Origin of the sequence: Corynebacterium sp. LK2537, assembly GCF_040946485.1 — a bacterium.
Taxonomy (GTDB): Bacteria; Actinomycetota; Actinomycetes; order Mycobacteriales; family Mycobacteriaceae; genus Corynebacterium.
The window spans coordinates 18331-32112 of sequence record NZ_JAYWLQ010000005.1 but is presented as its reverse complement, the minus strand read 5'-3'; the positions used below and the strand labels follow the sequence as shown (position 1 = coordinate 32112).

15 protein-coding genes are annotated in these 13782 nt (G+C 68.5%); 11 read left to right on the top strand and 4 right to left on the bottom strand.

Going from position 1 to position 13782, the window contains the following annotated elements:
- The first annotated feature begins 59 nt into the window (after positions 1-59).
- The 7 genes from VVS03_RS07690 (at position 60) to VVS03_RS07660 (ending at position 6898) form a co-directional block, all read left to right on the top strand.
- Positions 60-1274 carry an MFS transporter gene (locus tag VVS03_RS07690; RefSeq protein WP_368534307.1) on the top strand — a complete coding sequence of 405 codons (1215 nt, stop codon included), beginning with the start codon at positions 60-62 and terminating at the stop codon, positions 1272-1274.
- A gap of 10 nt (positions 1275-1284) precedes the next feature.
- Positions 1285-2226 carry an exodeoxyribonuclease III gene (locus tag VVS03_RS07685; RefSeq protein ID WP_368534308.1) on the top strand — a complete coding sequence of 314 codons (942 nt, stop codon included), beginning with the start codon at positions 1285-1287 and terminating at the stop codon, positions 2224-2226.
- 18 nt (positions 2227-2244) lie between these two features.
- Positions 2245-3240 carry a trimeric intracellular cation channel family protein gene (locus VVS03_RS07680; RefSeq protein WP_368534309.1) on the top strand — a complete coding sequence of 332 codons (996 nt, stop codon included), beginning with the start codon at positions 2245-2247 and terminating at the stop codon, positions 3238-3240.
- Positions 3241-3314: 74 nt separating this feature from the next.
- On the top strand, positions 3315-3506 hold the full coding sequence (locus VVS03_RS07675) for a hypothetical protein (RefSeq protein ID WP_368534310.1): 192 nt from the start codon (positions 3315-3317) through the stop codon (positions 3504-3506).
- 157 nt (positions 3507-3663) lie between these two features.
- Entirely contained in the window at positions 3664-4701 is a 1038-nt protein-coding gene (gene trpS / locus VVS03_RS07670; RefSeq protein WP_368534311.1) for a tryptophan--tRNA ligase, read from the top strand.
- Between the two features lie 89 nt (positions 4702-4790).
- A complete protein-coding gene (locus VVS03_RS07665; RefSeq protein WP_368520076.1) occupies positions 4791-5873 on the top strand; it encodes a YhjD/YihY/BrkB family envelope integrity protein in 1083 nt (360 codons plus the stop codon).
- A 35-nt stretch (positions 5874-5908) separates the two neighbouring features.
- Positions 5909-6898: an RDD family protein gene (locus VVS03_RS07660; RefSeq protein WP_368534312.1), complete on the top strand. Its 990-nt coding sequence runs from the start codon at positions 5909-5911 to the stop codon at positions 6896-6898.
- Here the strand turns inward: VVS03_RS07660 and VVS03_RS07655 are convergent.
- Positions 6828-8222 (bottom strand): D-alanyl-D-alanine carboxypeptidase family protein, encoded by a 1395-nt coding sequence (locus VVS03_RS07655; RefSeq protein WP_368534655.1) that lies wholly within the window; start codon positions 8220-8222, stop codon positions 6828-6830. The two genes, VVS03_RS07660 and VVS03_RS07655, sit on opposite strands and share 71 nt — an antisense overlap.
- A 39-nt stretch (positions 8223-8261) precedes the next feature.
- On the opposite strand from VVS03_RS07655, the gene VVS03_RS07650 reads away from it, so the two are divergent.
- Positions 8262-9284 (top strand): adenosine deaminase, encoded by a 1023-nt coding sequence (locus VVS03_RS07650; protein ID WP_368534314.1) that lies wholly within the window; start codon positions 8262-8264, stop codon positions 9282-9284.
- Positions 9285-9287: 3 nt separating this feature from the next.
- Complete coding sequence (locus VVS03_RS07645) at positions 9288-9977, top strand: type 1 glutamine amidotransferase domain-containing protein (protein WP_368534654.1); 690 nt, start codon at positions 9288-9290, stop codon at positions 9975-9977.
- 97 nt (positions 9978-10074) lie between these two features.
- Here VVS03_RS07645 and VVS03_RS07640 read toward each other — a convergent pair whose 3' ends face one another.
- From VVS03_RS07640 to VVS03_RS07630, 3 genes are read right to left on the bottom strand one after another with little or no spacing between them, the layout of a single operon-like run.
- Positions 10075-11313, bottom strand: coding sequence for a hypothetical protein (locus tag VVS03_RS07640; protein WP_368520081.1), 1239 nt, complete (start codon positions 11311-11313; stop codon positions 10075-10077).
- A 52-nt stretch (positions 11314-11365) separates the two neighbouring features.
- The gene (locus tag VVS03_RS07635; RefSeq protein ID WP_368534316.1) at positions 11366-12337 is read right to left on the bottom strand and encodes a C40 family peptidase; all 972 of its coding nucleotides are present in this window, start codon (positions 12335-12337) and stop codon (positions 11366-11368) included.
- Entirely contained in the window at positions 12337-12624 is a 288-nt protein-coding gene (locus tag VVS03_RS07630; protein ID WP_368520083.1) for a transducer protein Htr23, read from the bottom strand. Before VVS03_RS07630 ends, VVS03_RS07635 begins: the two co-directional genes overlap by 1 nt.
- A 76-nt stretch (positions 12625-12700) precedes the next feature.
- Between VVS03_RS07630 and upp the strand changes: the two genes are divergently transcribed.
- A complete protein-coding gene (gene upp / locus VVS03_RS07625; RefSeq protein WP_368534317.1) occupies positions 12701-13336 on the top strand; it encodes a uracil phosphoribosyltransferase in 636 nt (211 codons plus the stop codon).
- 77 nt (positions 13337-13413) lie between these two features.
- Entirely contained in the window at positions 13414-13758 is a 345-nt protein-coding gene (locus tag VVS03_RS07620; RefSeq protein WP_368521694.1) for a helix-turn-helix transcriptional regulator, read from the top strand.
- The last annotated feature ends 24 nt before the right edge of the window (positions 13759-13782 follow it).

Genomic DNA, 13782 nt, shown 5'->3' with positions numbered 1-13782 from the left:
GCAGTACCGCGCCGCCTGCGCCTTTCTAGTCCCCGCTGTCCGGAAGGAGGGAATTTTTCATGTCCCGTCTCCACGTCCCGCAACCGGCGCTGCGCCGGCGCCCGCGGCCTGTCCAAACCGAGATCACCCCGGCCCGCCGGAAGGTGGTCATGCTCTCGCTGGCCCTGGGCGCGTTCGCCCTGGGTACTACCGAGTTCGCCGCGATGGGGCTGCTGCCGCTTATCGCCGGGGACCTAGGCGTGACGGAGGATCAGGCCTCCGCGGTGATTTCCGCCTACGCCCTGGGCGTGGTGGTCGGCGCGCCCGGCGTGGCCGCGCTGACGGCCCGGCAGCCTCGCCGGCGCCTGGTCATCGTCCTGCTGGCGGTGATCGTGGCCGGCAACGCCCTGTCCGTGGTGGCCGGCTCCTTCCCGGTGCTGCTGGGCGCGCGTTTTGTGGCGGGCATCCCGCACGGGGCGTATTTCTCCGTGGCCATGCTGTCCACGGCGTCGATGTCCCCGCCCAAGGAGCGCGGGCGGGCGCTGGCCTTCGTAGTCACCGGCCTGACCGTGGCCACCATCTTCGGCGTGCCCGCCGCCCAGGCCGTGGGCGATGCCGTCGGCTGGAAGGCCGCCTTCGGGATCGTCGCCGGCCTGGCCGCAGTGGCCCTGGCCCTGCTGTGGGTGGTTATGCCGCACATGACGCTCATGCCGGCGACCTCCCTGCGCACTGAGTTCTCCGCCCTGGCCAACCGCCAGGTCTGGCTGACCCTGGCCATCGGCGTGGTGGGCTTTGGCGGCATGTTCGCCGTCTACACCTACATCACCTGGGTGATGACCGAGCGCGCCGGGTTGGACGCGGGCTGGATGTGGCTCATCCTCATGCTCTTCGGCCTGGGCATGACCGCCGGCAACTGGCTGGGCGGCCGGCTGGCCGACTGGAACGTCGAGCGCGGCCTGGTGCTCTGCGTCGGGCTGTTGTACATCTCCCTGCTGGCCTTCTACTTCGCCTCCACCGCGGTGGTGCCGGCCATCGTGACGTTCATGTTCATCGGCGTTTTCGGCATGGCGCTGCAGCCGCCGCTGCAGGTGCGCCTGCTGGATTACGCGGGCAAGGTCCAGACCCTGGCCGCCGCGTTGAACCAGTCCGCGCTGAACACCGCCAACGCGGCCGGCGCCGCCCTGGGCGGGGCCGTGGTTGGCGCGGGGTGGGGCTACGGCTCCCCGGCGCTGGCAGGCGCGGTGCTCGCCGCCATTGCCGTGGGCATCTGGGCGCTCGCGCAGCGCGCGCGTTAAGCTTTGCAGCATGAGCTTTACCATCGCCACCGTCAACGTCAACGGCATCCGCGCGGCCTGCAAACAGCGCAACGAGAACAACCCGGGCATGAACGCCTGGCTGCAAGACACTGATGCTGACGTAGTGCTGATGCAAGAGGTGCGGGCATCGCAAGCCCAGACCGAAAAGGCCCTGGCCCCGGCCCTGGAGGCCGGCTGGCACCTGGCGATGGCCGAGTCCCTGGACCCGGGCACCAAGGGCCGGGCCGGGGTGGGCATTTTGTCCCGTACCCCGCTGAGCGACGTCGTCGTCGGGCTGGGCACCTTCGGCGACTCCGGGCGCTGGATCGAGGCCACCGTCGAGGACCCGGCGGCCGCCGCCGGCGGCAGCGCCCTGCGCGTGGCCTCGCTCTACCTGCCGAGCGGGGACACCGGCACCGAAAAGCAGGACCAGAAGTACCGCTTCCTGAGCCAGTTCTCCGAGGTCCTGGCCGAGCGCGCGGAAGCTTACCCGCAGATGGTCATCGGCGGCGACTGGAATATCTGCCACCGCTCCCAGGACCTGAAGAACAACAAGCCCAACGAGAAGGTCTCCGGCCACCTGCCGGAGGAGCGCGCCTTCATGGACCACGTCTTCGGCAGCTTCCCGGACGCTAACCCGCAGGATAAGGCCGGCCTGGGCGACTGGCGCGGGGTAGTGGACTACCCGGGCGGTAAGGTCTGGACCGCGGCCGCGGAGCCGGTGTGGTTCGACGTCGACCGGCGCCTGCACCCGGACCCGGAGCAGGACGGCCCCTACACCTGGTGGACCTACCGCGGGCAGGCCTTCAACAACAACGCGGGGTGGCGCATCGACTACCAGGCCGCCACCCGGGCCATGCTGGACCGGGCCCAGACAAGCCGCGTGGACAAGGCGCCCACGGTGGAACAGCGCTGGTCCGACCACTCCCCGCTGCTGGTGACCTACGCGTAGAAACGGCGGGAGAATAGATTGACCCCACTGTTTAGCGTCCTCTACATCATCGGAATCACCGCCGAGGCGATGACAGCCGCGCTGTCCGCCGGGCGGCAAAAACTCGACCTCTTCGGCGTGACCCTGCTGGCCGCGATTACGGCCCTGGGCGGGGGCACCGTGCGCGATATGGTGCTCGACGACTACCCGCTGACCTGGGTGGGCCAGCCCAAATACCTCGTCTTCGTGCTGGTGGCGGCCCTCATCACGGTGTGGATGTCGTTTTTGATGCACTACTTCCGGCACCTGTTTTTGATCCTGGACGCGCTCGGCCTGGCGGTCTTTTCGGTGCTGGGTACGCAGGCGGCGCTCAACCTAGGCCACGGGTTTGTCATCGCCTCCGTCGCCGCTATCATCTCCGGTGTTTTCGGCGGCATCCTGCGCGACTTGCTCTCCGACCGCGTGCCGCTGGTCTTTTCCGGTGAGTTCTACGCCTCCATCTCCCTGGCCGCCACCGCGGTCTACATGCTGCTGCTTAAGGCCGGCCTGAGCGTGGAGATCACCGCGATCGCCACCGTCATCTTCGGCTTCTGCGCCCGCCTGTGGGCCATCTACTCCAAGCGCGGCCTGCCGGTTTTCGAGTACAAGGGCGCCGAGCAGCCCATCGACCCGCGTCTGCGCCTGTCCGCCCGCCTGGTGCGCGACGGGGCGCGCTCGATGAAGCGCCGCGCCGGCAGCCTGGCCAGCGGCCGGAGCCTGCGCTTCGACGCCTCCGCCTACACCTCGGTCAACCGCCAGACCGGCAAGCACGCCCGCGGCAGCCGCGACCGCGATCCGCAGCAGCAGTGGGTCATCCAGCGCCCCCGCAAGGCCGCTCAGCCCACCCGGCACGCCAAGCCGGACCCGAAGCGCCAGGCCGCGCCGGGCAAGAACGCCGCGCCCAAAAAGCCCAAGCCCAAGTGGCCGCGCCTGCCGAAGGGTGGGCTGCCGCGGCGCAGCCGCCCGGATGAGGGGCAGTGGGAGCAGAACGATTAAGGCAATCTGTGTGCCCGGGTGCTAAACTATGGCACGCACAATATTTCCCGGAAAACTTGGAGTTAATAGAAACTATGGCGCGCGCAATCATTTACTTCGTGCTCGGTGCTGTCTTGCTGGCACTCGGTATCTGGTGGTGGACCGCAATGGGCCCGTCCTTTGCCTTCCTGCTCCCGACCATCACGATGGGTATCGGTGGCGCGTTCATGGTGGCCGGCTGGGCCGTCCTGATGGACGTCAAGAGCCCCACCAGCCGCAAGCTCTAAGCTTTCCCAGCAATCACCAACCGCCCGGCACCGCGTTGCTCGGCGGTTTTTTCATGCCTGCTGGCCGCGCCCTATAGGCTGCCACCCCGCCGGCGGCGCCGCACGCGGAAGGGGGCGTTGTGACTCGGGCCAGGGTAACAGGGATTACACTGGGAGCATGACTGATCAGAACGCGAACGCGGCCGAGGCCGCGACCACCCGAGTACTATCCGGCATCCAACCCACGGCGGATTCCTACCACCTGGGCAATTACTTGGGAGCGTTGAAGCAGTGGATCGAGCTGCAGAACAACCACGAGGCGTTCTACTTCATCCCGGACCTGCACGCCATTACCGTCGAGCAGAACCCGGAGGAGCTGCGCCAGCGCACCCTGGCCGGGGCCGCGCAGCTTATCGCGCTGGGTATTGACCCGGACAAGTCCACCCTCTTCGTGCAGTCGCACGTGCCCGCCCACGCGGAGCTGACCTGGGTCCTGCAGTGCCTGACCGGCTTCGGCGAGGCCTCCCGCATGACCCAGTTCAAGGACAAGTCCGCCAAGCAGGGCTCGGAACGGACCTCCGTGGGCCTGTTTACCTACCCGGTGCTTATGGCCGCGGACATCCTGCTCTACTCGCCGCACTACGTGCCGGTGGGCGAGGACCAGCGCCAGCACCTGGAGCTGACCCGCAACCTGGCGGAGCGTTTCAACGGCAAGTACGGCGAGACCTTCCGCATCCCGGAGGCCTTCATCCCGGAGGGCTCCGCCAAGATTTACGACCTGCAGGAGCCGACGGCGAAGATGTCCAAGTCGGGCGACAACCCGAAGGGGATTATCAACCTGCTGGATCCGCCGAAGACCTCGGCCAAGCGCATCAAGTCGGCCGTGACGGACGACCTGGGCGTGGTGGCCTTCGACCGCGAGACCCAGCCGGGCGTGTCCAACCTTTTGGTCATTCAGTCCGCGCTGACCGGCAAGGCCATCGACGAGCTGGTGGAGTCTTACGCCGGCAAGGGCTACGGCCATCTGAAGGTGGATACCGCCGACGCCCTGGAGGCCTTCACCACCCCGCTGAAGGCGCGCTTCGACGAGCTGATGGCGGATCCGGCCGAGATCGAGCGGATCCTGGCCCGCGGCGCCGAGCGCGCCGCCGAGGTGGCCCAGCCGCTGGTAGACGACGTCTACGCCAAGGTAGGTTTCCTGCCTGCGCGCCGATAAGCAATTCCGGTTAAGCTGTCAAGACAGCCGCAGAAAATAACTTAGCCCGCAATCAAGCCCGTCCCCCGAACCTAAGAGGAGAGCCCGTCGTGGCAGCCAAGACCACCTCGCGCCGCGAGAACACCGACCAGTACGGCATCGAGCGCACCCGCCAGGATGAACCCGGCGCCGTAGACAAGCTGCGAGACAAGTCCCGGATTGTCGAGCGCGCCATGCGCATGCAGGAGCGCTATTCCGCCGAGGGCGGCAACCAGTTTGCCGCCGGCATTACCTACTACTCGGTGCTGGCGATGTTCCCGATCCTCATGCTGGCCATGGCCGCCGTCGCCGCCGTGCTGGCCAACCGCCCGGACCTGTTCCAGCAGGTCCAGGACCAAATCACCAACGCCGTGGACGGCGACTTGGGGGATACCCTCAATGAGGTCCTGCAGACAGCCGTTGACCAGCGCGGCGCCATGTTCGGCATCGGTGGTATTACCGCCCTGTGGTCCGGCCTGGGCTGGATGAACAACCTCCGCGTGGGCATTTCCGCCATGTGGCGCATCGACGCCACGGAGGGCGGCAACTTCGTGGTCAAAAAGCTCAACGACCTGATCGGCCTCATCGGCCTGCTGCTGGCCTTCGCCGTGGCCTTCGGCGTGACCGCCGCCGGTACCTCGGGGCTTACCCAGAAGGTCTTCGAGTGGGTGGGCATCGAGTCCTTCCCCGGCATGAACTTCGTCCTCTTCGCCGCCGGCCTGGTGGTCGGCCTCATCGCCAACTTCCTGGTCATCTGGTGGCTGGTGGTCATCCTGCCGCGCACCAAGGTCCCGACCAAGTCGGGCCTGCAGGGCGCGCTGCTGGGTGCTATTGCCTTCGAGGTCATCAAGCAGCTGTCCACCGTCATTATGTCCTCGGCCACCGGCTCCCCGGCCGGCGCGGTCTTCGGCCCGGTCATCGTGCTGATGATTGTGATGTACCTGATCTGGCGCGTGGTGCTCTACGTGTCTGCCTGGACCGCGACCACCGACGAGTCGCTGGCCCAGACCCCGCTGCCGGCGCCGGAGCCGGCCGTCATCCGCGTGCGCAACGAGATCCACGAGGGCCCGAACACCGGTGTTACCCTGGGCGCCGGCGCGGCTATGGGCGCTGCCGCCGCGGGTATACTGGCACTCCTCAACCGCAAGAAATAATTTTCGACGAGGTAATTTAAGCGAGGTTTTCCCGGATGGCCATTGCGCACAATCTCTACCAGGCGCACCACCTTGATACCAGCGATAGCTGCCAATCCCTGGGGATCATCATGGCCGGCCGGGACGCGCGCCTACAGAGCCTGGGCGAATCCGAACAGTCGCCGCAGCGCCGCGAGGCCCAGCTGGTCTTCGCCGTGCTGTCCAACCCGCAGCGCCGCGAGCTCTACGATGCCGCCATCTCCGCCGGCCGCAGCGTCGACTGGTCCGACCTGGAGCACCTGGCCAACTTCGACCGCTGGCCGGATCCGAACCTTGCCCGGCCGGTCACCCAGGCCGACAAGCAGCAGCCGCCGCAACAGCCGCAGCCGCAGCGGAAACCGGAGCCCCCGCAGGCCTCGCCGTACGGGCAGCCGCAGACGCAGTACGCCCCGCCGGCGTCCCCGTACGCGCAGCCCTTCAACCCGCACCAGGTGGCGACTAACAACGCGAACGTTCCGGCGGTCCACAACGCGAACCTGCCGGCGGCCCAGCGCTACTCGGACGCGGTGGCGGCCAACCCGGAGGTCGAGCGCATCGCCGCCCGCCCGAGCGCCGGCGGGCGCTTCGGCATGGCCCTGCTCGACGGTTTTCTGGCCACCGTCGCCTCCGGCCTGGTCGGCGGCCTGCTGGCCGCGGGCGGTGGGGTGCTCTCCGACGCGATGAACGACACGCTGGGAGTTGTGGTCTTCACCCTGCTCTTCATCGCCTATTTCTTAGGCTTTGAGGCCTACATGGGCGGCACCCCGGTCAAGCGCATGATGGGCTACAAGGTCGCCAACGTGGAGACCGGCCGCAACCTGACCCTGGGAGAGTCCGCCAAGCGGCAGTGGTTCCGCGTCGTGCAGATCATCCCCGGCCTGGGCTCGCTGGTCTCCCTGGGTGGTTCCCTGTTCGTGCTGGCTTCTATCAGCCCGTCTAACGAGCTGCGTGGTTCCCACGACCGCTGGGCCGACGCCGAAGTAACGAAAAAGCCGCGGCAGCAATAACGATAACGGCCACCGCCGCCACCGCGGCGATGCCCAGCCAGCTGTCTGATTTCTCGATCCAGCTGGCGCGCTGGTGGGGGTCGGAATCCGCCGGCGGGGCGGGAGTGGGGGTAGCGTCCTGGGCGGCGCTATCTTTTTCCTTCTTGTCCGCATCCTTTTCATCCAGGCTGCCGATGCCGGACCCGGCCGGGACCTCGTAGGCGGCGTGGAGGAGCATCTGGGCCTGCTCCCAGGCGCGGAGGCCGTGCTCGATGGTGGTGTCCAGGAGGACGGCCTGCAGGCGGCGGCCGTCGCGGTCGAGGGCGCCGACGAAGGTGTGGTGGGCGTCGTCCGTATAACCCGTCTTGCCGCCGATTCCGTCCGGATCGTGCATGAACAGCCCGTTGTCGTTGCCCAGCTCGTAGCCGGGGTGGTCTTCGTAGCCGGGAAAATCCACGGACTCGGTGTTGACTATCCGCGCGAAGGTCGGGTTAGCGTAGGCCGCCCGGTAGATGCGGGAGATGTCCCGGGCAGAAGTCGACATGCCGGGCGCGTCCAGGCCGGAGTAGGAGGCGGCAAAAGTCGAGGTGGTGCCCAGCTCGTGGGCCAGGTCGTTGACCTTTTCCAAGGTCTTCTCGTCCCCGCCGAGCTCCTGGGCCAGCGCGTGGGCGGCGTCGTTGCCCGAGGCCATGAGCAGGCCCTGGAGGAGCTGTTCGATGGTGTAGCGCCCGCCGGCGCCGATCCCGACGGAGGAGCCGGTGATGCCGGCGGTCTCCTCGTTGGCGACGACCTCTTTGTTGAGATCCAGCTCGTCGATGGCGACTAGGGCCAGCAGGGCCTTGATAATGGAGGCCGGGCGGTAGCGCCCGTCCGGATCCTTCTGGGCGATGATTTCGCCGGTGTCGATGTCGCTGACCATCCAGGCGCTGGCGACGACCTCGGGGTTGAGATCGAAGCCCTCCGGCGCGGTGACCCCGCAGGCCGCGCCTTCCACCGGCGGCAGCGGGGCGGGGGATTCCTGGCCGGGCGCGAGGTTCTCGGAGGTGGTGCTCGGCTCGGCCGGCACGAGCGAGTGCGGGCAGTCGTTGGTATCCGGCGCGGTGGTGCGGATGGAGCTGCTCGGCTCGTCGCCGGTACCGTCGTCCTGCAGGCCCTCGGCGGCCTCGGCGTCGGTCAGGTGGGCGGCGGGGTCCTCAAAACCCTCGGGCACCTCGGCGGCCGGATCGCCCGGCCCGGCCTCCTGGGCCTGGGCCTGGGCGGCGACTCCGGCGGGGGAGTGGGCCGCCACGACGGGTGCGGGCGCGACGAGGGCTGCGGCTAGAGCTGCAGTGATAATTCTTTTCATGGCATGACATATCTTAAAGGCACACCTACTATGGCCGGTATGCATGACGCACCATTAATTAGTCCGGAAAATAAAGACGCGGACGCGGACGTTTTCGCCCAGCTGCCGAAGATCACGCTCTTCGAGGAGCTCGGCGCCACGGTCGCGCAGGCCGGCAGCCCGGCGGAGCTCACCGCGGCGGTCTCTGCGCACCTGCAGCACCTGGTGAACGACCACGTGGTCTACGCGGAGCTGCGCTTTAACCCGGCCCGCACCCAGCTGGCGGCGGAAGAGGCGCTGGCCGCGGCCGTGGCCGGGCTGGACGTCGAGGGCATTGACGCCCGGATCATCGTCACCGCCGAGCGCGGCGCGCAGGACGCCGCCGTGACCCAGCTGGCCGAGCTCACCGTGGCCCAGCACAGCGGCAAGGTCGTCGGCTTCGAGCTCGCCGCGGATAACGGCCAGGACGGCCAGGCCGTGGCGCCGCTTGCCGGCTTCGCCGCGGCGTTGCAACCCCTGCGCGAGGCCTACGTGCCTTTCGCGGTGCGGCTGACGGCCGCCGGGGATGCCGAGGACATCGGCCAGGCGCTGCAGGCGGGCGCGACGCGGCTGACGCTGACCGCCGGCATCATCGATGACTTCAGCGCGACGCTGGAGGGCATCGAACCGGGCCGGGTCTCGGCCTGGCTGCGCGACCGCCACATCCTGCTGGATGCGGCACCCCGCTTCGAGGTCGCCCGCGGCGAGATCGAGGAGCTAGTCGACCACCCGCTGCAGCTGCTGCAGCAGCTGGGCTTTAACTGCGCGGTCAGCTCCGGGGCGTTCGGAACCGGCACCATGACCGAGCAGCTCAGCGCCCTGGCGGAGACCTTCGGCTACGGGCTGGAGGAATTCTTCGATCTGTCGGTCAACGCGATAGAGCACTCTTTTGCCAACCAGGAGGACCGCCAGCACCTGCTGGAGACGGTCTTCCTGCCGGCCTACGAGGAGCTCTCCGACGCCGAATTCGCCGAGGACCACCACGATAGCGACGGTGCCGAAGACACCCACGGTGCTGCCGAAACCCCAGGAGAAGAGGTATAAACCATGTCGAAAGTACTCTTTGTTATCTCCGCGGCCGAGGAATGGACGCTGGCCGACGGCAGCACGCGTGAGACCGGCTTCTGGGCCGAGGAGCTCGTCGCCCCGCACCGCACTTTTGCGAACGCGGGCTGGGAGATCGCCTTTGCCACCCCGGGCGGGGAGGAGCCCGTCGTGGACGAGGCCAGCCTGGAGAGCTTGAACGAGATGCAGCGTGAGTCCCAGGAGGACTACCTCGCGGCCATCCACTACGAGCTGTCTCAGCCGCTGGGCCTGGCCGAGGTCGACGAGGCCGACTACGACGTCGTCTTCTACCCGGGCGGCCACGGCCCGATGGAGGACTTGGCTGAGGATGCCACCTCGGCGGCCCTGCTGGCCCGCCGCCACGCGGCCGGCCGTCCCCTGGCGCTGCTGTGCCACGCGCCGGCGGCGCTGCTGGCCGTGCCGGCCGATGAGAACGGTCAGTGGCCGTTCGCCGGCTACGAGATGACCGCCTTCAGCGACGTCGAGGAGGGCGAGGAGACCTTGGCGAAGGCGAAGTGGAGCCTGGAGCAGCGCCTGCGGGAGCTGGGCGCGGACTACCGCGCCGCGGATCCCCTCCAGCCCAACGTGGTCAAGGACCGCCACCTGTTTACCGGCCAGAACCCGGTCTCCTCGGAGCCGCTGGCCCAGCGCGTCCTGGCCGCGCTGCGCTAAAAGAAAAGCAAAAAGCCAGCACCGAAGAAGATTACTCGGTGCTGGCTTTCGCTGTGCCGGCAGGCTTTCTCCGCCGGCGGCGGGGCCTAATCTTGGCCTAGAACTTGGAGAAGCGCTTGACCAGCATTTCCTCGAGCTCCTTCCACGCCTCGGCGTGGTCGTTGAACGGCTTGGACGGCACGTAGCCGGCCTGTTCGGTCGAGCCCAGCATGTAGCCCAGGTAGTCCTGGAAGCGCGGGTGCGACAGGAAGAAGGAGTTCACCGAGTCGTCGCCGGCCCAGTCGGCGGCGTCGGCGCAGATCTCGTAGCAGCGGTTCATCTGCTGCGAGTCGACGTGCTCCGGGCCCTTCTCGATGTCCCGGGCGATCCCGTTGAAGGTGTACTGGTTGTCCGGGTGGACGGTGACCTCGAGCTCGCCGGCGTTGCCGGCGTTGACGATGTCCTCCCAGGTGGACACGCGGGCCAGGTCGTGGTCGTCGTTCTCGATGACCCAGCGGGCCAGGTGCTTGCCGGTGGGGAAGGTGAAGATCTCGCCCCACTTGCCCAAAAAGACCGGGGAGGAGCCCAGGTAGGTGCGCAGCGTGTACACGGACTTCTGGTCGATGGTGATTTTCACCGGGTCGATGCCGGCGGCCGCCCAGATGGACTTGTCATAAGGGTCGGCGGCCTCTTCCTCGGCCTTGCGGGCCGCGGCGGCGTCCTCGCGGGCCTGGCGGGTGGCCGCGGCGGCCGCGGTGATGCGCTTGTCGGCGTCCTCGACCTGCGCGGAGTCGAACTCGGAGCTGTCCACCACCTGGGTGTGGGCCTCCAGGTCGTCTAGGACCTCGGCCCAGTTGCCGGCGACCACGCTGCCGACGCCGGTCCACTCGCTCATGCCCTGCGGGCCGGCGTAGTGGTCGGCGCCGCGGGCGACGTTGCGCAGCAGGGAGTGGCTGGCGAAGAAGATCACGGAGTGCTCCGCGCCGGAGACTTCCGCCAGGGACTGGGTCAGCTCGAAGTTGCGGGCCACGGTGCCGACGTTGTCGTGGCTGGGCGCGCCCGCCAGGCGGTTGGGCACGTCCACCAGGTCGTAGACGTCGCGGGTGGCCGGGGTGATGCGGTCCTCGCCGCGGGCGGCGAAGGCCTGCCACTCCGGGTGATCGAGCAGATCGTGTTTGTGGTCGGATTCCACGTAGCACAGCAGCTCGGCGGCGGAGCCGAACAGCAGGACGGATTCGTCATTGCCTAAGAAGGCCTGCCACTCGGCACCGTCTTGGCGCCATTTTGGGGCCCACAGGGTGAAGTAATCACCGGCGGGCAAACTCAGCTTTACGGGAACGATCGCGCGGGTGCTCATGGCGTTTAAGTCTACCCAAACCTCCCGCCCGGCTCGGCGACCCGCCCGGGCTTTAGCCAGTAGGCCGCCAGAATCCGAGGAATTGCATCCCGATATTGGAGGTGCGCACCGGGTTGACCTGGACCGGATCGCCAGCCTCGACCATCTGGCCGTTGCCGGCGTACATAGCCACGTGCCCGTCCCATACCGCCAGGTCGCCCTCCTGCAGCTCGCTGGCGTCCACCTGCCGGCCGACAGCCTGCTGGTCCGCCGTGCGCGGCAGGTCGACCCCGGCCTGGGCGTAGGCCCACTGGGTCAGGCCGGAGCAGTCGAAGCCGTTCGGGGTCGTCCCGCCCCAGACATAGGGTGTGCCCTGCTGGGACAGCGCGGCCTTAACCGCCGCCTTGCCCGCGGCGCTGCCTTCGTCCTCCCCGCCGGTATCTTCCTGGTGGGCGACCGGTTCGATCTCGTGCTCCGGCGCGGTCTCCGGCAGGGCCTCCGGCCCGCGGCCTCCGCCGGCGCCGGGGGAGGCGGCCTTCTCCTCGAGCGCGGCGACCGCGTGCACGCCGCGTTCTTCGGAGGGCAGGGCGGAGCCCACGTGGGAGGCGGCGATATCGGCCAGCGGCTGCGCGGCGGCGGCGAGTTCCTCCACCAGCTGGGCCACGCGGGCGCCCGCCCGGGCGACGAACTGCTGGGCCAGGGCCGCCAGCTGGGCGGCCGCCGCGGCGCGGGCCGCCGGGTTGATAGTCAGCATGCCCAGCGCGATAGGCAGGGCCTGGCGGCCTAGCTCCACGGCGATTCCCACGATGTCGCCGCCGGCGGCAAAGACCAGGTCCCGGCCGCGGGCGAGCGCCTGGTGCAGGGACTCTTGGTCGCTGGCCAGGGCGTTGGCGGCGGCCAGCACCGGGGTGGCGTCGGTCTGGCTGATGCGCGCGAGCGGCTCCACCGCGGCAACATCGGGGTTTATAGGCAGCTCCAAGCCTGCGGGGAGGTCGGCCGGGCGCATCTCGGAGATGGTTTTGAGGGCCTGGGTGATGACCTGCATTAGGAACCTCCCGCGTGGGAGGCAAGGCGGCCGGCGGTGTGCTCGTCGGTGGCGGCCGCGGCCGCGGCCAGGGCGTAGCCGGCCCGGGAAATATGCGCCAGGTCCGCGCGCAGGCGCTCGGTGCGCTGGTTGATATTGGTCACAGCGGCGGCCAGGTGGGCGCCGAAGTCGTGCGTGGCCGCATCCCGGGGTACCGCGGGCGGGGCAGGCAGGCTGCCCTGGGCGTTGCGGGATACGTCGGTGGCTAGTTGGCGGGTCAGGTCTGGGTCAACGTCGAGAATGCTCATGCCTTCTTAGACTGCGCGGGCGCCGACACGGTTCCCGCCACTTTCTGCATGCCGCCGATGCCCTACGATGGGGGACATGGAAACCTACGTTGTTGATCACCCCCTCGCGGCGTCCCGCCTGACCCTGATGCGCGACGCCCGCAGCGATAACGCGGCCTTCCGCGCCGCGCTGAAGGACCTGGGCACCATGCTGGTCTACGAGGCCGCGCGGAACCTGCCGGTGGAGCACTTCGACTGCCAGACCCCGGTGGACGTGGCGGAAGGCACCCGCCTGCAGGACCCGCCGATCATCGTGCCGATCATCCGCGCCGGCCTGGGGATGATCGACCCCGCGCTGGCGATGATCCCCGACGCCCAGGTCGGCTTCATCGGCATGGCGCGCAACGAGGAGACCCACGAGCCGGTCCCATACCTGGAGGCCCTGCCGGAGGACCTGTCCGGCCGCACCGTCTTCGTAGTCGATCCCATGCTGGCCACCGGCGGCTCGCTGCTGCACTCGCTGCGGCTGCTGGCCGACCGCGGTGCCACCGACATCACCGCCATCTGCATGGTCTCGGCGCAGCCGGGCGTGGACGCGCTGGCCAACTCGGGCCTGCCGGTGCGCCTGGTCACCGCGTGCATCGACCCGAGCCTGAACGAGGACGCCTACATCGTCCCCGGCCTGGGCGATGCCGGCGACCGCCTCTACGGCCCGCGCAATATCGACTTCTAAGCTAGGCTTTAAGGCGCACATCATCGAGCGTCTTCCACGGGGGTGGGGAAGTTTTGACTACGGCTGCGCGTCCGGCCTTGAGCTTTTGGAAATCCTGCGGGGAATTATTTGCCAGCAACCTGCGCACCGCGCGGGTGCGCCGCGGCCTGTCCCAGCGGGCGCTGGCGGATATCTCCGGCGTCTCCCGCAACCAGATCGGCAACCTGGAGCGCGCCCGCGCCGCGGATCCGACGGTCTCCACGGTCTACAAGCTGGCCCTGGCCCTGGAGATCCCGCCGGCTGTGCTGCTGCCGTACACCCGGCAGTTCGCGGGCTCGCTGGTGGCCGAGGTCTCCGATGTCGCCGCCTTCTCGCCGGCGTACGTGCGCCAGCGCCGCCGCGAGGCGACTAGCCAGCCTTTCCCGGCCGCGCGGGCAAGCTAAGGGGGCGGGCTATTGGCGCGCGGG